Annotated in this window: 15 protein-coding genes and 3 pseudogenes; 13 read left to right on the top strand and 5 right to left on the bottom strand. The window is 71.6% G+C overall.

What is annotated here, in order from left to right:
• Positions 1–135: pseudogene (locus ACH5AF_RS14185) on the top strand (ectoine/hydroxyectoine ABC transporter ATP-binding protein EhuA); the annotation flags it as partial.
• A 516-nt stretch (positions 136–651) separates the two neighbouring features.
• Here ACH5AF_RS14185 and ACH5AF_RS14180 read toward each other — a convergent pair.
• The gene (locus ACH5AF_RS14180; protein WP_398901892.1) at positions 652–2,259 is read right to left on the bottom strand and encodes a sensor histidine kinase; all 1,608 of its coding nucleotides are present in this window, start codon (positions 2,257–2,259) and stop codon (positions 652–654) included.
• Entirely contained in the window at positions 2,256–3,098 is an 843-nt protein-coding gene (locus tag ACH5AF_RS14175; protein WP_398901891.1) for a response regulator transcription factor, read from the bottom strand. Before ACH5AF_RS14175 ends, ACH5AF_RS14180 begins: the two co-directional genes overlap by 4 nt.
• Before the next feature lie 341 nt (positions 3,099–3,439).
• On the opposite strand from ACH5AF_RS14175, the gene ACH5AF_RS14170 reads away from it, so the two are divergent.
• Both ACH5AF_RS14170 and ACH5AF_RS14165 read left to right on the top strand, forming a co-directional pair.
• Positions 3,440–4,042 (top strand): carbonic anhydrase, encoded by a 603-nt coding sequence (locus tag ACH5AF_RS14170; RefSeq protein WP_398901890.1) that lies wholly within the window; start codon positions 3,440–3,442, stop codon positions 4,040–4,042.
• A 61-nt stretch (positions 4,043–4,103) separates the two neighbouring features.
• Positions 4,104–6,098, top strand: coding sequence for a SulP family inorganic anion transporter (locus ACH5AF_RS14165; protein WP_398901888.1), 1,995 nt, complete (start codon positions 4,104–4,106; stop codon positions 6,096–6,098).
• 57 nt (positions 6,099–6,155) lie between these two features.
• Here the strand turns inward: ACH5AF_RS14165 and ACH5AF_RS14160 are convergent.
• Together ACH5AF_RS14160 and ACH5AF_RS14155 are read right to left on the bottom strand one after the other, a co-directional pair.
• Positions 6,156–6,293 (bottom strand): annotated as a pseudogene (locus tag ACH5AF_RS14160) (GNAT family N-acetyltransferase); the annotation flags it as partial.
• Positions 6,294–6,426: 133 nt separating this feature from the next.
• Positions 6,427–7,470: an Rv2578c family radical SAM protein gene (locus ACH5AF_RS14155; RefSeq protein WP_398901887.1), complete on the bottom strand. Its 1,044-nt coding sequence runs from the start codon at positions 7,468–7,470 to the stop codon at positions 6,427–6,429.
• A 137-nt stretch (positions 7,471–7,607) separates the two neighbouring features.
• On the opposite strand from ACH5AF_RS14155, the gene ACH5AF_RS14150 reads away from it, so the two are divergent.
• Together ACH5AF_RS14150 and ACH5AF_RS14145 are read left to right on the top strand one after the other, a co-directional pair.
• Complete coding sequence (locus tag ACH5AF_RS14150; protein ID WP_398901922.1) at positions 7,608–8,051, top strand: SRPBCC family protein; 444 nt, start codon at positions 7,608–7,610, stop codon at positions 8,049–8,051.
• Between the two features lie 165 nt (positions 8,052–8,216).
• Positions 8,217–8,515, top strand: a pseudogene (locus ACH5AF_RS14145) (carboxypeptidase-like regulatory domain-containing protein); the annotation flags it as partial.
• Between the two features lie 3 nt (positions 8,516–8,518).
• Here the strand turns inward: ACH5AF_RS14145 and ACH5AF_RS14140 are convergent.
• On the bottom strand, positions 8,519–8,824 hold the full coding sequence (locus ACH5AF_RS14140; RefSeq protein WP_398901926.1) for a hypothetical protein: 306 nt from the start codon (positions 8,822–8,824) through the stop codon (positions 8,519–8,521).
• A gap of 183 nt (positions 8,825–9,007) precedes the next feature.
• On the opposite strand from ACH5AF_RS14140, the gene ACH5AF_RS14135 reads away from it, so the two are divergent.
• From ACH5AF_RS14135 to ACH5AF_RS14100, 8 genes are all read left to right on the top strand, one after another.
• Positions 9,008–10,252, top strand: coding sequence for a hypothetical protein (locus tag ACH5AF_RS14135; RefSeq protein WP_398901886.1), 1,245 nt, complete (start codon positions 9,008–9,010; stop codon positions 10,250–10,252).
• Complete coding sequence (locus ACH5AF_RS14130; protein ID WP_398901885.1) at positions 10,252–11,847, top strand: substrate-binding domain-containing protein; 1,596 nt, start codon at positions 10,252–10,254, stop codon at positions 11,845–11,847. The genes ACH5AF_RS14135 and ACH5AF_RS14130 overlap by 1 nt, the downstream gene beginning before the upstream one ends.
• The gene (locus tag ACH5AF_RS14125) at positions 11,831–12,604 is read left to right on the top strand and encodes a hypothetical protein (RefSeq protein WP_398901884.1); all 774 of its coding nucleotides are present in this window, start codon (positions 11,831–11,833) and stop codon (positions 12,602–12,604) included. The genes ACH5AF_RS14130 and ACH5AF_RS14125 overlap by 17 nt, the downstream gene beginning before the upstream one ends.
• A gap of 39 nt (positions 12,605–12,643) precedes the next feature.
• Entirely contained in the window at positions 12,644–13,153 is a 510-nt protein-coding gene (locus ACH5AF_RS14120; RefSeq protein WP_215176945.1) for an Lrp/AsnC family transcriptional regulator, read from the top strand.
• A gap of 155 nt (positions 13,154–13,308) precedes the next feature.
• Positions 13,309–14,139 (top strand): dimethylargininase, encoded by an 831-nt coding sequence (gene ddaH, locus ACH5AF_RS14115; RefSeq protein WP_398901883.1) that lies wholly within the window; start codon positions 13,309–13,311, stop codon positions 14,137–14,139.
• Positions 14,136–15,362 carry an ornithine--oxo-acid transaminase gene (gene rocD, locus ACH5AF_RS14110; protein ID WP_398901882.1) on the top strand — a complete coding sequence of 409 codons (1,227 nt, stop codon included), beginning with the start codon at positions 14,136–14,138 and terminating at the stop codon, positions 15,360–15,362. Before ddaH ends, rocD begins: the two co-directional genes overlap by 4 nt.
• Positions 15,363–15,444: 82 nt before the next feature.
• Positions 15,445–16,281, top strand: a complete 837-nt coding sequence (locus ACH5AF_RS14105; protein WP_398901920.1) for a M55 family metallopeptidase — start codon at positions 15,445–15,447, stop codon at positions 16,279–16,281.
• The gene (locus ACH5AF_RS14100; RefSeq protein ID WP_398901880.1) at positions 16,274–17,611 is read left to right on the top strand and encodes a M20/M25/M40 family metallo-hydrolase; all 1,338 of its coding nucleotides are present in this window, start codon (positions 16,274–16,276) and stop codon (positions 17,609–17,611) included. The genes ACH5AF_RS14105 and ACH5AF_RS14100 overlap by 8 nt, the downstream gene beginning before the upstream one ends.

The raw sequence follows: 17,611 nt of genomic DNA, 5'->3' as shown, positions 1-17,611 counted from the left end.
GGCTTCGCACGCGAGGTCGGCGACTCACTGGTCTTCATGGACGGCGGCGTGGTGGTCGAGTCCGGCCACCCGCGCGACGTCCTGGGCAACCCCCAACAGGAGCGCACCAAGGCGTTCCTGTCCAAGGTTCTGTAGAGCGCGGGCGCCAGGCGAAGCCGGCCTTCGCCGGCGCCCGCAAGTCCGGTCGGCTTCCACCGGCTCTCGAGTAAGACATCCCGTTGCTCGGAACCGGTCTTCGCAAGCGGGTCCTCGCGGGGTGCGATGTGCAATTCGGTGAGGACGGGGTGCTCCCGTCCACCAGCAGTGGCAGATCCTCGGCCGACCGTGCCGTGCCGTGCATTGCGCAGCGCCCCCGGCCGTCCTCACCGAGGGCGTGTACGAGGATCCGCAAGCCGGGTCAAAACACGGCCACGCATGGCACCTCGGACGCAGCCCTGGCCGCCGCGACAGCGTGAGCGGGCTTCATCCCCCACACAGGCGCGGAGCTTTGACCGGTTCTATCGGCTGACGCGCAGGTGTCCCGGCCCGAACCGTCACCGGCCCCCGGTCGGTGACGCGGCGCCGTCGCCGTGGCCGGTCCGCACGGTCGGCGCCGTCGGTCTCGTCCGCGACGTGTCGGGGTGCGCCCGCTCGTCGCGGAGCCCGCGTCCGTCAGGGCCGCCGGACGCCGCATGACCGTCTGGCCGGTCGCGGGGCGTGCTCCTGCGAGGGGTCCGCCTGTGGCGGGCGCCGGAGCCGGCCGCGGGTGCGCGGCCGCAGCCGGGCCCGCGCCGCGCCCGCCATGCGGCGCGGCGTCCACGGAACGCGGGGACCGTCCACCGGACGTTGTGGCGGTGCCGACGGCCGTGGCGGAACCGCGGGAAGACGGACCACCGCGTCCAGGCCGCCACGCGGGGCCTCCTCCAGCGAGGCGCGTCCGCCGCCGGCGACGGCGAGCCGCTGCACCAGGGCGAGTCCCAGGCCGCTGCCGCCTCCGGCGGCTCCCGGTGCCCGCCAGAAGCGGTCGAAGGCGCGGGCACGCTGCTCGGGCGGCAGCCCAGGGCCCTCGTCGACGACGTGCAACTCCACCCAGGAGGACCGCGCTTCACGCGGGACACGGCGGGTCGTGCGGACATGACGTGTTTCGAGCCGGACCTCGGTCCCGGGCCCGGAGACTCGCAGCGCGTTGGAGAGCAGGTTGTCCAGAATCTGTTCCACCGCTCCCGGTACGGCGAGCGCAAGGCCGACGCGTTCACCGGCGAGGATCAGCCGACATCCTTGTGAGGCGAACAACGGGCCCCAGGTAGCTGCCCGTTCACGGGCGCAGCGGTCGAGGTCGACCGGCTCGCGGACGGTGGCGTGCTCCTCGAGCCGGGCCATGGCGAGCAGTGTCTCGACCATCCGGGCGAGCCGTTCGGTCTCGGTCATCGCGGCGGTCAGGTTGGCCCGGGCGGCGGGAGCGATCCCCGGCTCCAGGTTGTCCAGCCGCAGCCGCAGCGCGGCGAGGGGCGTCTTGAGCTGGTGGGACGCCTCGCCCGCGAACGCCCGCTGCGACTGCATCACGTGCTCCAGACGCGCGGCTGTGTCGTTGAAGGTGCCGGCCAGCCGGCGGACCTCGGGCGGGCCCGTGGACGTCGCCAGGGTGGCCCGGACGGAGAGGTCTCCGCGTGCCAGCTGGGCGGTCACGGCCTCCAGCTCCAGGATGGGGCGGCCGGTCCAGCGCGCCACGGCGAGTCCCAGCCCCGCAAAGGCCGTCAGGACGAACAGTCCCGCAAGGGCGAGCGTCACCCAGACGCGGTGCACCCGCTGGGAGGCCACCTCCGTGGGCAGCGTCAGGTGCACGGCACCGGAACGCGATGCCCCGGCGGTCACCGGGGCCGCCGCGGCCAGCACCTCCACCCGCCCGTAGCCGCTGGTGCGCACTTCGGTGGCAGCTCGCCCGCCCAGCGCGGCGCGCACGTGCCTGCGGCCCAGCATGTCGCGGGCCTCGCGGTCGCTCAGCGGCCGGGACGCCGCACGCACCCTGCCGTCGCGGTCGAGGACGAACACCTCTCCGTCGATCCGCTCGGCACAGTGGCTCACGCGCCGGGCGAGCGCGGCCGTCTGGTGGGAGCCGAGCGAGAGCCGGGCGTACGCGGCGAGGGCTTCGGCCTCGTCCTCTGCCGTCCGCACCACCCGCTGTCTCTCCGCGCCGCTGTAGACGATGCCCAGCGGTATTTCCAGGCTGAGTAGCACCAGCACGACGAGGGTGAGGTAGCTCAACCGCAGGCGACGGGTCACGGCCGCGGTACCCGGTCCGGGGCCGACGCCGTCCGCCCGTCGCCTGCCTGGGCGGGGAACGAGACGTGGTCCGTCAGCCGGAAGCCGACACCGCGCACGGTCTCGATCCAGCGGGCGTCGCCGAGCTTGCGCCGCAGGGTCGCCACGTGGACGTCCAGCGTCCTGGTCGGGCCGTGGAAGTGCGGGTCCCACACCTGGTCGATGATCTGCCGGCGTGTGTACACGGCACCGGGATCCTCCGCCAGCAGTGCCAGCAGGTCGAACTCTTTGGGTGTGAGGGCCACTTGCTCGAAGCCCAGCCGGACCTGGCGGGTGCGCCGGTCGACGACGAGCCCTTCCGGCCGGGCGGCCCCGGACCCGTCGGACGCCCGCCGGATGTGGGCGTCGGGCGCCGGGTCCGTGCCGGGGGTGCCGGTCGCAGGCTCCGGCAGGGCGGTCACCGCTGCCGGCCGGGCCGGTTCCGGTGGACCGGTGAAGCCATGGGCGGCAACGGCCGTGCGCCGGGTGACCGCCCGGACCCGGGCGATCAGCTCACGGAGGCTGAAGGGTTTCGCCAGGTAGTCGTCGGCACCGATCTCCAGACCCACTATCCGGTCGGCCTCCCCGCCCCGGGCGGTGAGCATGATGATGGGCACGTCGGAGACCTGACGGATGTGCCGGCAGACGTCGATACCGTCGATGTCGGGCAGGCCGAGATCCAGCAGGACGATGTCCCCGTAGGACGCGCCGAGCGCGTCGGTGCCGGTGGCGACACGTTGCACCGCCAGCCCGAAGCGCGCCAGCCCTTCGGTCAGGGGCTCGGCGATGGTGTCGTCGTCCTCGATGAGCAACACCCGCATGGTTCTTCTTCCCATCCGTCCGTTCTCGGCGACACGTCGGGCCCTGCCGGGCGCGCACTCGAAGGCGCGCATCAAGTGCCTTGTGTGCAGGGCGAGTTCGGCATCTGCACCGTACAACAGGGGGTCGCCGGGAAGATCGTGACTCATCCCACGCCCGACGACCCGCGTTCTGGGCCGTGTTGTGCGTACACGCCCCGTCGGCGCAGAGAACTGGCCGGATCATGTGCGCGCCTTGGCGTGCTGTTGGCCTGGCTTTGACAACCGTCTCCCTACGGTCGTTGCCACAGTCCGCAGGTGCCGCCCCCGAGGCGTGCGCCGCTGCGAACCCCCAGGAGGCAACCATGCAGGCCCTTCTCGACCATGCGCGTTCCTTCCACCGGAATCCGGGCTGGGACGCCGAAACCCTGCGCGCCCTCGCGTCCGGCCAGTCGCCAGAGGCCATGGTCATCAGCTGTTCGGACTCCCGCGTCATCCCCGCGCTCATCACCGGTGCCGGGCCGGGCGAGATCTTCGAACTGCGCAACGCGGGCAACATCGTGCCCCCGCCCGATTCGGGCGCCCCCTCCGGCGAGGCCGCGACCATCGAGTACGCGCTCGACGTGCTGGGCGTGCGTGACGTGGTGGTGTGCGGCCACTCACACTGCGGGGCGATGGACGCCCTGGCCTCGGGCAGCGACCTGTCCGAACTCCCGGGTGTGGCGGGGTGGCTGTCGCTGGTGCGGCCCGCCCTCGCCCCGTACCTCGGCCCGGGCACCGGCAAGGATGCGCGGCTCGAGCGAATCGTGCAGCGCAACGTCGTGCACCAGCTGGCGGTGCTGGGCTCGTATCCGGCGGCCCGCCGGCTCATGAACGCGGGCACCCTCCGCCTGCACGGCTGGTACTACCGCATCGAGACCGGTGCGCTGCTGGAGCTCGGGGCCGACGGGACGTTCGAGGCCCGCTGACGCCGCCGCCCACCCGCTCGGCCCCTGTCGCGCCGAACGGCTCCCCCCAAAGGACCCCCTCATGACTTCCCCCACCCGAAAACGCGCCCGCCACGCCCGCCCCCCGAGCAAAACCTTCCCAACCCGTCCCGCCGGCGGCCCCGGGGACCAGCGCCCCACCCTCGCCGAAGAACTGCGCGGAGCCTCACTCGTCACCGAGATCGTGGCGTCGTTCGTCGTCTTCCTCGTCGCCCTGCCCCTGTGCATCGGAGTGGCTGTCGCCTCGGGCGCGTCCGCCGAACTCGGCATCATCTCCGGTGTGGTCGGCGGGCTGATCGTCGGCCTGATGCGCGGCAGCACCCTCCAGGTGAGCGGGCCCGCGGCCGGGCTCGCCGCACTGGTCGCGGAGGCCATCGCCGCGCACGGAGCGGCGATGCTCGGCGTCATCGTGCTGGCAACAGGAGTGCTCCAGATCGGCCTCGCGCTCATCAAGCTCGGCCGGATGTTCCAGGCGATATCCGTCGCTGTGGTCCAGGGCATGCTGGCGGGCATCGGTCTGCCCCTCATGATCAGCCAGTCCTACGTGCTGGCCGACAGCAAGGCACCGGGCACCCCCGTGGAGAACCTGCTGGGCCTGCCCAATCTGGTCGACGCGGCCCTGAGTTCCAGCAACGCCCTGATCGCCACGGCTCTCGGCCTCGCGACCGTGGCGCTGTGCTTCGTCTGGAAGAAGGTGCCCGGTCCCGTGGCCAAGGTGCCGGCGCCGCTGGTCGCGGTCGCCGTGGGCATGGCGGTGGCCGCGCTTCCCGGGGTGCGGATCAACACGCTCAAAGTGGGCGATCTGGTCGCCTCCGTGCACCTCCCCGGAGCCGCGGAGTTCACGTCGCTGGCGGACCCGGCCGTGCTGGCCACCGTGCTCACCTTCACGGTGATCGCTTCGGCGGAGAGTCTGTTCACCGCCGCGGCCGTGGACCGTATGCACTCCGGTCCCCGCACCCGCTACAACACCGAACTGCTCTCCCAAGGCGTGGGCAACACGGTGTGCGGCACCCTGGGCGCGCTGCCCATGACGGCCGTGGTCGCCCGCAGTTCGGCCAATGTCCAGGCGGGGGCGAGGACACGGCTCTCCCGCACCCTGCACGGACTGTGGCTGCTGGGCTTCGCCATCCTGCTGCCCGGCCTCCTCGCGCTGATCCCCATCACGGTGCTCGCCGGGGTGCTGGTGCACAGCGGCTGGAAGCTCCTCGCGCCGGAACAGTTCCCGCGGTTGTGGAAGCAGGACAAGGGAGAGGCGGTCGTGATGGTCGTCACCACCCTCGCGATCTTCGGTACGGCCCTGCTTGAGGGCGTTCTCATCGGTCTGGCCGCGGGTGTCGTCCTCGCCGTGCTCCGCATGTCCCGGACCACCGTGCGGCACAGCACCGACGGGGACACGGCGAAACTCACGATGACCGGCAGTGCCACGTTCATCAGGCTCCCCCAGCTGCTCGACGCGCTCGACGCCGTCGCCGCGACGGGCAGCCCCCGGATCCGGCTCGACCTGACGGCCATGACCCACCTCGACCACGCATGCCGCACCCAGATCGACGAGTTCGTCGCCCAGCAGCGCAAGAGCGGAACGGTCCGGGTGGAACTGCTGCTCCCGGGCGGCCCGAAGGACGCTCCCGCGGCGCGATCCGGCGGGCCGGTGCCCGAAAACGGCGTGCCCGTGGCGGCGCCCGGAGACGGCGTGCCCGTGGCGGCGCCCGGAGACGGCGTGCCCGGGCCGCCGCGAGCGGGGGAGGAGTGGGCGGACCTTCCGTACCTCGCGGCGCGGTCCGCCGCGGGCCGGGTGGCCGCGCCACCCCGTCCCGCCTCCGAACGGTTCCCGCCCGACCGGGAGTTCGACGGCGCGGCCGCGACAGAGGAGTTCGACGTCGGTGAGTGGGAGGAGGCGTACGTGAGTGAGACCCCCCTTCACGACATCGGCACGGCCCAGTGGTCCCAGCACCGCCGTGACCCGAGGCGTTCGAACGCCGCCCGCGGCGGCCGGCACGCCGCAAAGGCTCCGGGGCCGGACGACGTCCTTCACCAGTGAACCGGCGGGCTCTCCCCCGGGGGAGACTCGGGGACCGTCAATCGCCGAGCCCGCCGACAGCCGCCGTGCGTAGCGCACTTCGGGGACGGCGACCCCGTCGACCTCGAACGGGTCCTCCGTACCGTCCGGCAGGAATCCGGCCCGCTCGTAGCAGCGGCGGGCGCGTGCGTTCTCCGTGAGCACCCACAGCCGCATCCCCACGAAACGGCTCGCGCGTGCACCGCCCGGTCGGCGTCATCGGTACGGCGCCCTCGCCGTTGTGCACCGCGGACTGCCCGCCTGCCGTCACCGGCGCACCCATGGTCCGGCACCCGCCGGTGGCGGCGGGTCAGAGCAGTGTCAGCTGGGTCGGTTCGTCCCCGGCGTGCACGGCTTCCGGCTCCGTCCGCACCGGCAGGCGCCGGTGTCCGCCGGGACGGGCCGAAGGGCCGATCCCGAACTCCGTCGCCAGCTCGTGCACATGACGGGTGATACGGCGCTGGTACCACTTGGGGGCGTAGGAGCCCTCCGCGTACAGCCGCTCGTAGCGCGCGACCAGGTACGGATGGTGCTCCCGCAGCCAGGCCAGGTACCACTCGCGTGCGCCCGGCCGCAAGTGCAGCACGAGCGGCGTGACCGAGGTCGCCCCCGACTCCGCGATCGCGCGGACCGTCGCCCGCAGCTGGTCCGGATGGTCGCCGAGGAACGGAATGACGGGCGCCATCAGCACCCCGCAGCCGATTCCGGCGTCGGTCAGGGCGCGTACGACGCCGAGCCGGCGCTCGGGGGAGGGCGTGCCCGGCTCGACGGTGCGCCACAGCTCGCGGTCGGTGAAGCCGACGGAGACGGAAATGCCGACCTCGGTGACCTCGGCGGCCTGCCGCAGCAGATCGAGGTCGCGCAGGATCAGCGTGCCCTTGGTCAGGATGGAGAAGGGATTCGCGTGGTCGCGCAGGGCCGAGATGATGCCCGGCATCAGCCGGTAGCGGCCCTCGGCCCGCTGGTAGCAGTCCACATTCGTGCCCATGGCGACATGTGCGCCCTGCCACTGCCGGGAGGCGAGCTGGCGGCGCAGCAGCTCCGGGGCGTTGATCTTCACCACGATCTGGGAGTCGAAGCCCAGCCCCGTGTCGAGGTCGAGATAGCTGTGGGTCTTGCGGGCGAAGCAGTACACGCAGGCGTGCGTGCAGCCCCGGTAGGGGTTCACCGTCCATTCGAACGGCATCCGGGACGCACCCGGCACCCGGTTGAGGATCGAGCGGGCCCGGACCTCGTGGAAGGTGATGCCCCGGAACTCGGGGGTGTCGAAGGTGCGGGTGGTCACCGCCGAAGCCCCGAACAGGGCGGATTCCCCGCCGATGGCGGAGCCGTCGGCCAGATTGTCCCAACGCATGGGGTGCCTCCTCGCTCAACACTGACCCCAGAATAGAACACCTGTTCCCATGATCGCTTCAAGCGGGATTTGGGGTGGCGGGCCCGAGGTGGTTGGCTGGCCGCATCCCGATGGAGCGACTGCTGGAGGAACAGGACATGGCGCAGGTCGAGGCCACCACGCAACGGATCATCTCGGCGGACGCGGAGACGGTGTTCGACGCGCTGGCCGACTACGAGGGCACCCGCGCGAAGCTCCTGCCCGAGCACTTCAGCGAATACGAGGTGCGCGAGGGCGGCGACGGCGAGGGCACCCTCGTCCACTGGAAGCTCCAAGCCACCAGCAAGCGCGTCCGGGACTGCCTGCTGGAGGTCACCGAGCCCACCGACGGCGAGCTCGTCGAGAAGGACCGCAACTCCTCCATGGTCACCACCTGGCGGGTCACCCCCGCGGGTGAGGGCAGGTCCAAGGCCGTCGTCACCACGGTGTGGAACGGCGCCGGCGGCATCGGCGGCTTCTTCGAGAGGACCTTCGCGCCCAAGGGGCTCGGCCGGATCTACGACAGCGTGCTGGAGCGGCTCGCCGCCCACGTCGAGAAGTAGTCTCACCGGATCGGGTGGTTTTCCCCGCGGCCCGGATGCGCGCCCCCGGCGCGCCGCGCCGGGGGAAAGCCCCTGATGAGCGCCCCCAAGTGCCCCCTCTCTGACGCATGTTGGGGTGGTCTCGAACGCCCTGCCGGTCCCGCGCCCGGCTTGCTCCTCCTTCATGCGAGCTTCTACGTGATGATCGCAGCGGCCGGCGGACACCAGCCGCAGGCGGTCACGGTCACCGTCGGCGAACGGCCCGTCGAACTCGACGTCGTGCTCGGCGGAGCGGGAAGACTTGCGGGCACCGTCGTCACCGCGGACGGCTCCCCGGTGCGCGATGCGGCCGTCACCCTCACCGATGTCCGCGGGGAGGTCGTCGCCTCCACCCGCAGCGGCCGGGTGGGCGGTTATGTGATCTCGGAGCTGGTCGCGGGGGAGTAGCCCTCGCCGCCAGCGCCCCGGCATTCAGGCCGGCCGCGCACCTATGCGCAGCCGGACCGGGCCAGGGCGAGCGCAGGTGCCTCCGGGCCGTTCACCACGGCGTCGGGGATCACGGGCAGTGTGTCGACCGCCGTGTCCTGGGCGTCGAGCGTGACGGCACGTGCGACACCGACGGCGAGGCGACGGCGTTCGCGTTCAAGAGTCCGGGCGGCGACATCGTCTCCTGGACCTTCCTCGGAGTGAAGGGCGTTCAGGACGAGGTACTTCAGGAGATGGTGCGCAAGATCCTGGCGACGGTCCGCCTGGCCGGCGGGCAGAGACTGCGACGTACGGCGGCGCAGCCACACCCGGAATTCAGCCGCTCGGCCAACTTGCCCCCCACTGCGTCGAGTTGAGCTGTTCACCATGTGTTGGTCAACTCGTCCGCGGGGCATCCCCCACAGATGGAACACTGTGCCCCCGCGCGATATTCGGGGACGGGGGCCTGTCCGCCCTCCGACCCGCCGGACAGGCCCCAGGGGGAGGCGCCCGTGGACGTCGGGGAGAGACGGACCGCCGAGGAACCGCGGCTGGCGATCAGGCGCGAGTCGCGCTCGGCCCGGTCGCGGCGCAGCTTCCTGCTGACCTTCCTGCCGCTGCTGGCAGCCGTGCTGACGGGCACGACGGTGCTGGCCGTGTCCGGCAACATCCTGCTCCCGCTCGAGCGCGTCGTCACGCTGGAGGGGAAGATGGCCTCCAAGCGGGACTTCTTCGAGGACGAGGAGGTCCAGCGGATCCTGCTGAAACATCACCTGCGGGTGCACATCACCAGCTCGGGATCGCGTGAGGTCGCCGTCCGCGACATCTCCTCGTACGACTTCGTCTTCCCCTCGGGCCAGCCCGCCGGCGACCTGATCACCGCCGAACGCGCCGCGGCCGACCAGTACGCCAAGGTGCACCGCCCCTTCGTCAGCCCCATCGTGCTCGCCACCTACCGTGAGTACGCCGAGACGCTCGCCGACGCGGGCATCGCGACCGCACAGCGGGGGTCCGGGGCCGAACCGCCGTACTACTACGTCCTGGACATGCGGAAGTTCCTGCAGCACATCCACGACAGGCGCCGCTGGAACGACATAGGGGTCCAGCGGCACGGCATCACCAACGCCAACCGGATCGTCGCCCAGACGCCCGACGTCTGCGGCTCCAACTCCGCCGGGACCTACCTCGCGCTGGTCGCCTTCACCTGGCACGGCGGCGGCGACGAGGTGCCCGACACCGACCGGGAAGCCGACGAACGCGGCCGGGACATCCGGCATCTCATGGAGCAGGGCCTGCCCGCCGCCGACGTCTTCCGCACCTACGTCTCGCCGGAGGGCAAGAACATCGCCCCGCTCGTCGTGGCGTACGAGCACCAGTACCTCGCCTACCAGGTCCGGCACCGGGCCACGTCCCGGCGGCTCGACCCGCAGCGCGTGCTGCTCTACCCGTCCGGACAGTTCGTCACCCAGCCCCAGTTCATCGCCCTCAACAAGGACGGCGACCGGCTCGGCGAACTCATCACACACGACCCGGAGCTGCGGCGCCGCGCCATGGAGCTCGGCTTCCGCATCCTGGACCAGGCCGGACAGGTCGCGGGCGACCAGCTCACCGGCTTCCTCCGGGAGCGCCGGGTCCCCGTGCCCGCCATCGACGGCGACGACACCAGGTCGGAGATGCCCCGGCTGCGCTACCTGGAGCGCATGATCTCCGCGGTCGGCGACTGCCCGCCCGCCGACGTCGTGACCGGGCAGCCCTGATGGGCGCGCCACCCCGCGCGACCCGGCTCATCGCCCTGTGCCTGGCGTGCCTGTGGCTCGCCGCGGCCACGGCCTGCGCCCCGAACCGCCCCGACCCCCTCACCCTGCGGGTGCTGGCCAGCACGGAACTCGCCGACATGGCCCCGCTGCTGGACGAACTGCGCCGCGAGACCGGCATCACGCTGGAGATGGACCTCAAGGGCACGGTGGACGCCAGCAACGAGCTGGCCGGCCCCGGCCCCCGCAGGCACGACCTGGCCTGGCTGTCGTCCGACCGCTACTACCTGCTGAAGTCCAAGGCGAACGGTGGGGGCGGCGAGAAGCCGCTGGCGACCAACACCATGCGCTCGCCCGTCGTCATCGGCATGAAGCGGGCGGTGGCCGACCGGCTGCGCACGAACACGCCCGACGGACAGATCTCCTGGGCCGACGCGGCCGACTCGGCGGCCGACGGCTCCCTGCGGTTCGGGATGGCCGACCCGCGGCGCAGCAACAGTGGGCTCGCCGCCCTCGTCGGTGTGGCGACGGCCGCGGCCGGCACCGGAACCGCCCTGCGCCCCGCCGACGTCTCCTGCGACCGGCTGCGCGGCTTCTTCGCCGGGCACGCGCTCACCGGCGACACCTCCGACTCCCTCGCCGACGGCTATGTGGCACGCCAGGGCGAACTGAACGCCCTGATCACGTACGAGTCCGAACTGCTCGCGCTCAACAGCAGCGGCCGCCTCCGGGAACCGCTGGAGATCGTCTACCCCAAGGACGGCATGGTCCTGTCCGACTATCCCGTGCTGCTCCTCGACCCGGCCCGGCGCGCCGCGTACGACCGGCTGGTGGAGTGGCTGCGCAGCCCGTCCGTGCAGAAGCGGATCATGGAACGCACCATGCGCCGCCCGATCGACCCCGGGGTGCCCCGCATCGCGCCCCTGCGCGAGGAGGTCGGCAACGCGCTGTACTTCCCCGACGACCAGAAGGTCGTCGACCGGCTCCTCGCCGACTACGGGGATCCACGGCGCGACCGCAGTGCCCAGGTGCTCTTCCTGCTCGACTTCTCCACGTCGATGCGCGGCGAGCGCATTCAGCGGCTGCGCGACACCTTCGACGGACTCGCCGGTGCGGACGACTCGCACTCGGGCAAGTTCCTGCGGTTCTACCGCGGCGAGACGCTCACGGTGATGCGCTTCGGCGGGCGCGTACTGGACGAGCGCAGCGTCACCTACCAAGAACAGGCCGATCTGGACCGTTTGCGCGGATTCGTCGCGTCCGACGACTTCGACGACAGCACCGCCGTCTGGTCCTCCCTCGAAACCGCCTACCGGAGCGTTGCCGCCGCCCTGCGCAAGCGGCCCGGAGGCGAGGTGTCCATCGTGCTGATGACCGACGGCGAGAACAACACGGGCATCGGTCTCGACGCCTTCGTCCGCCGCCACGCGCGGCTGCCGGCGCAGACCCGCGCGGTGCGCACCTACACCATCCGCTACGGCGAGGCGGACGACGAGGAACTGGAACGAGGGGCACGGGCGACGGGCGGGCGCATGGTCGACGCCACCGACGGTTCCCTCAGAAGCGCTTTCAAGGAGATCCGTGGGTGTGTTCACTGAGGCGTGGTGGGGCGTGTGGTGGCCCTGGATGCTGTTGTGGCTGCTGACGGCGGCGGGCGCCGGGGCGCTGCTCGTCCTCGCCGCCCACCGGCTCGTCCGCGGCAGACGCGGCGGCCGGGACCTGACGTACAGCATCTGCTTCTACCTGCACGACCGGTCCGTCATGGACCACTACCAGATGCGCGGCTACGCGGCGGCGCTGCGCAAGGAGGTCGAGCAGCGCACGAGTGACAGCAAGGACGGCAGCGTACGGGCGAAGGTCTTCGGGCTGAGCGCGGGCGGCGGGCGCAAGGACAACAGCGAGATCGTCAGCAAGTACCTGGAGGTCGCCGAACCCATCTCGGTGATCGGCGTCGTCATGAACGTCCTGGAGAAGAAGGACGTCATCGTCCATGTCGACCTCGTGGGCGAAACGGTGCGTCGCAACGCGGCGCTCGCCCGCGCGCTGGCCGGCCATCCCCGGTCCGCCGCGTCCGCGGCGCAGACGGTGCGGCTGCGCGACATCGAGGATTTCGTGCTCATCCGCGGCCGCTTCCGCAAGATCGGCGAATCGCCCGAGTCCACCGTCTTCCTCGCCCCCTACGGCGACCCCGACGACCCTTCGGCCGGCCCCCGGGTCCGGGTCACCTGCGCGACCGAGGGGCTGCGCAACGAGGTCCCGCGAGGCACCTTCTCGGCGCGCTGCCTGGGCAAGGTGCAGGACTGGAACGCGGGCGACTCGGTGCTCGAAGTGCAGGCCATGGCCATCTTCCGATAGGGTCCGCGCGCAGCAGGGCCCGTCCGGAGGAACACCGACATGACCAACAGATCCGCGCCGTTCGACGACCTGGACCGTAAGATCGTCGCCGCCCTCGTCGCAAATGCGCGGAGGAGTTTCACGGAGATCGGCGCCGCGATCGGCCTTTCGGCGACGGCGGTGAAACGGCGCGTGGACCGTATGCGCGAGGCCGACATCATCACCGGCTTCACCACGACCGTGCGCCCCGCCGCGCTCGGCTGGCGCACCGAGGCGTACGTGGAGGTGTACTGCGACAGTGCCGCCCCGCCCCGCCGTCTCGCCGAAGTCGTCCGCAACCACCCCGAGATCATGGCCGCGATGACGGTGACCGGCGGTGCGGACGCCCTTCTGCACGTGCGGGCCACCGACGTGGAGCACTTCGAGGAGGTGCTGGAGCGCATCAGGGCGGAGCCGTTCATCCGCAAGACCATCAGCTACATGGTGCTCTCCCACCTGCTCACGACCAGCCCGGAGGCCGGTGCCGGCCGTGCCGCGACCATGGAGGAACCCCCTTCCGCGGACGCGTGAAGCGAACTGCCGCCGAGACGCCGATTTACGCAGCATTCCTGCGCGTACACGCACGGGTTGTTTCTTGTCGCCGGTCCGTCCCGATTCCTACCGTTGAGACGTCATCGGACATCGAGACGAATCAGACATCGAGACGAAGCGGGAGGAGTCCCTCGGTGCCACCCAGGCGTGTGTCCCGGCCCAGGCGCTACCTGGTCTGTGAACCCCGGCACTACGACGTGCGGTACGCCATCAACCCCTGGATGCGCGAGGACGGCGAAGTCGACCACGACCTCGCCCGCGCCCAGTGGCAGACCCTCGTCAGCACCTATCTCGACCTCGGCCACACCGTGGAGCACGTGCGGCCGGAGCCCGGCCTCGTGGACATGGTGTTCGCCGCGAACTCCGCGCTCGTCCTCGGCGGCCGGGTCCTCGGCTCGCGGTTCCACGCACCGCAGCGCCGCCCGGAGGAGGCGGCGTACGAGACCTGGTTCAAGGGGGCCGGGTTCGAGGTGCACCGGCCCGAGTCGGTGTGCGAGGGAGAGGGGGACCTCGTGCCCGCCGGCGGCTTCGTCCTCGCCGGCACCGGCTTTCGCACCACCCCGGCCGCGCACCGCGAGGTCCAGGAGTTCTTCGGTGTCCCGGTCGTCGGGCTCCAGCTGGTCGACCCGTATTTCTACCACCTGGACACGGCGCTTTTCGTTCTCGACGACGGCGGCGCGGACGGCTCGGCCCACATCGCCTACCACCCCGAGGCGTTCTCGCCCGGCAGCCGCGAAGTGCTCGCCCGCATGTTCCCCGACGCGCTGATCGCGACCCGCGAGGACGCGATGGCCTTCGGACTCAACTCCGTCTCCGACGGCCGCCATGTCCTCGTCGCCCCGCAGGCCGAAGCACTCATCGGCCGCCTCGAAGCCCACGGCTACGTTCCCGTCCCCGTCGACCTGTCGGAGTTCCACAAGTCCGGCGGCGGAATCAAGTGCTGCACCCAGGAGATCCGCGCATGACCCTCACGCCCGAACGCACCGAGCGCTCCTCCGCCGAGCTGATCCGCGCCGAGGAGACCGCCCTCGCGCACAACTACCACCCGCTGCCCGTCGTCGTCGCCCGGGCCGAGGGCGTCTGGGTGGAGGACGTCGAGGGACGCCGCTACCTCGACATGCTGGCCGGTTACTCGGCCCTGAACTTCGGCCACCGCCACCCGGACCTCATCGCCGCGGCCCACCGCCAGCTCGACGAGCTCACCCTCACCTCGCGCGCCTTCCACAACGACCGGCTCGCCGGTTTCGCGGAGGGGCTCGCCGCCCTGACCGGCCTCGACATGGTCCTGCCGATGAACACCGGCGCCGAGGCCGTCGAGAGCGCCGTCAAGGTCGCCCGCAAGTGGGCCTACGAGGTCAAGGGCGTCGCACCGGACCGGGCCACGATCGTCGTCGCCGACGGCAACTTCCACGGCCGCACCACCACGATCGTCAGCTTCTCCACCGACGAGAGCGCCCGCGGCGGCTTCGGCCCGTTCACGCCCGGCTTCCGGGTCGTCCCCTACAACGACCTCGCGGCGCTCGAAGCGGCGATCGACGACACCACAGCGGCCGTGCTCGTCGAGCCGATCCAGGGCGAGGCGGGCGTCGTCATCCCCGACGACGGCTACCTGACCGGCGTACGCGATCTCACCCGGCGTGCGGGCTGCCTGTTCATCGCGGACGAGATCCAGTCCGGCCTCGGCCGCACCGGCACCACCCTCGCCGTCGACCACGAGTCCGTCCTACCCGACATGCTGCTGCTCGGCAAGGCGCTCGGCGGCGGTGTCGTCCCCGTCTCCGCGGTCGTCGCCCGGCGCGACGTCCTGTCCGTGCTGCGCCCCGGCGAACACGGCTCGACGTTCGGCGGGAACCCGCTGTCCGCGGCCGTCGGTTCCGCCGTCGTCGACCTCCTGGCGACGGGCGAGTACCAGCGCAGGGCCCGGGACCTCGGCACCGTCCTGCGCGACGGCCTCGCCGCCCTGACCGGGCGGGGTGTCGTCGGCTTCCGCGCCCGCGGCCTGTGGGCGGGCGTCGACGTCGACCCGGCGGTCGGTACGGGCCGGGATATCAGCGAACGGCTGCTGGCGGAGGGCATCCTGGTCAAGGACACCCACGGCTCCACCATCCGGATCGCGCCGCCGCTCACCATCACCGCCGAGGAACTCCAAGGTGGCCTCGCCTCCCTGGAAAAGGTCCTCGGCCGATAGCGGTACGCACCCCCTGAACAGCCACTCTCCGGTCTAAACTCGCGGCCCTGGGCACCGTGCATCCGTGGAACGGAGAGTGGCTGTGAAGATCCTGATCAGCGCCGACATGGAGGGCGCCACGGGGGTGACCTGGCCGGCCGACGTGCTGCCCGGCACCCCGCAGTGGGAGCGCTGCCGTGCGATGTTCACCTCCGACGTCAACGCCGCCGTCCTCGGCTTCCTCGACGGCGGCGCCGACGAGGTGCTCATCAACGAGGCGCACTGGTCCATGCGCAATCTGCTGCTCGAACAGCTCGACGAGCGCGCCCAGATGCTCACCGGACGCCACAAGTCGCTGTCCATGGTGGAGGGCGTCCAGCACGGTGACGTCGACGGCGTCGCCTTCGTCGGCTACCACACCGGCGCGGGATCGGAGGGCGTCCTCGCGCACACCTACCTCGCCAACTCCATCACCGGCGTGTGGCTGGGCGGAGTCCGCGCGAGTGAGGGACTGCTCAACGCCCATGTCGTGGCCGAGTACGGCGTCCCCGTCGTCCTCGTCACCGGCGACGACCTCACCTGCGAGGACGCTCTCGGCTACGCGCCCGGCGCCCTCAAGGTCGCCGTCAAGGATCATGTCTCGCGCTACGCGGCCGTCTGCCGTACCCCGGCGCGCACCGCGTCCGAGATCCGGGCCGCCGCCAAGGAGGCCGCCGCGCTCGCCGTGCGGCACGATCCGGTGCGCGGCGGACCGTTCACGGTGGAGCTGGAGTTCGACGCCGAGCACCTCGCCGCCGCCGCGACCGTCGTGCCCGGCGTCGGCAGGACGCACGGCGAGAGGCGCGTCGCGTACACCAGCGAGACGATGTACGAAGGCATTCGGACGTTCAAGGCGGTCACGACGATCGTCTCAGCGGCCCTGGAGGAGCAGTATGGCTGACGTGACGACGACGCCCGTGGATGCCCAGGCCCTCGAAGAAGTAGTGACGTTCACCTCCGAACTCATCCGCATCGACACCACCAACCGCGGCGCGGGCGACTGCCGCGAGCGGCCCGCCGCCGAATACGTCGCCGAGCGGCTCGCCGCCGCCGGACTCGAACCGGCCCTGCTGGAGCGCACACCGGGCCGCACCAATGTCGTGGCCCGCATCGAAGGAACCGACCCCGGCGCCGACGCGCTCCTGGTCCACGGGCACCTCGACGTCGTCCCCGCCGAACCCGCCGAGTGGACCGTCCATCCCTTCTCCGGCGAGGTGCGGGACGACGTGGTGTGGGGCCGCGGCGCCGTCGACATGAAGAACATGGACGCGATGGTCCTCGCCGTCGTACGGGCCTGGGCACGGCACGGCATCAGGCCCCGCCGCGACATCGTCATCGCCTGCACCGCCGACGAGGAGGCCAGCGCGGTCGACGGATCCGGCTACCTCGCCGACACCCACCCCGGCCTTTTCGAGGGCTGCACGGAAGGCATCAGCGAATCCGGCGCGTTCTCCTTCCACGCGGGCCCCGGCATGACGCTCTACCCCATCGCGGCCGGCGAACGCGGCACGGCATGGCTCCGGCTGACCGCCCACGGCACGGCCGGTCACGGCTCCAAGGTGAACGGGAGCAACGCGGTGACCCGGCTTGCCGCCGCCATCGCCCGGATCGGCGAGCACGAGTGGCCGGTGCGGCTCACCCCCACCGTACGGGCGGCCCTCGCCGAACTCGCCGCTCTGCACGGCATCGACACCGATGTGCACGCGCCCGGTTTCGACGCCGACGCGCTCATGACGAAGCTCGGGCCCGCCGCCGCCCTCGTCGAGCCGACCGTGCGCAACAGCGCCAACCCGACCATGCTGGCGGCCGGTTACAAGATCAACGTGATTCCCGGCCAGGCCACCGCGTATGTGGACGGCCGGACGCTGCCCGGCTGCGAGGACGAGTTCCGCGCCACCATGGACCGGCTGACCGGCCCCGACGTCGAGTGGGAATTCCATCACCGCGAAGTGCCCCTCCAGGCACCCGTCGACTCGCCGACCTTCGCCAGACTGCGCGCCGCCGTCGAGCGGTTCGACCCCGTCGGCCGCACCGTGCCGTACTGCATGCCGGGCGGCACCGACGCCAAGCAGTTCTCCCGGCTCGGCATCACCGGCTACGGCTTCTCCCCGCTGAAGCTGCCACCCGGCTTCGACTATGCGGCCATGTTCCACGGCGTCGACGAACGCGTCCCCGTGGAGGCCCTCCACTTCGGCGTCCGCGTGCTCGACCACTATCTGCAAAGCGCCTAG

This window comes from Streptomyces sp. NPDC018833, assembly GCF_044390825.1.
Taxonomy (GTDB): Bacteria; Actinomycetota; Actinomycetes; order Streptomycetales; family Streptomycetaceae; genus Streptomyces.
Note: the sequence above shows the minus strand (reverse complement) of the source record. Positions and strands in the feature narration are given on the sequence as shown.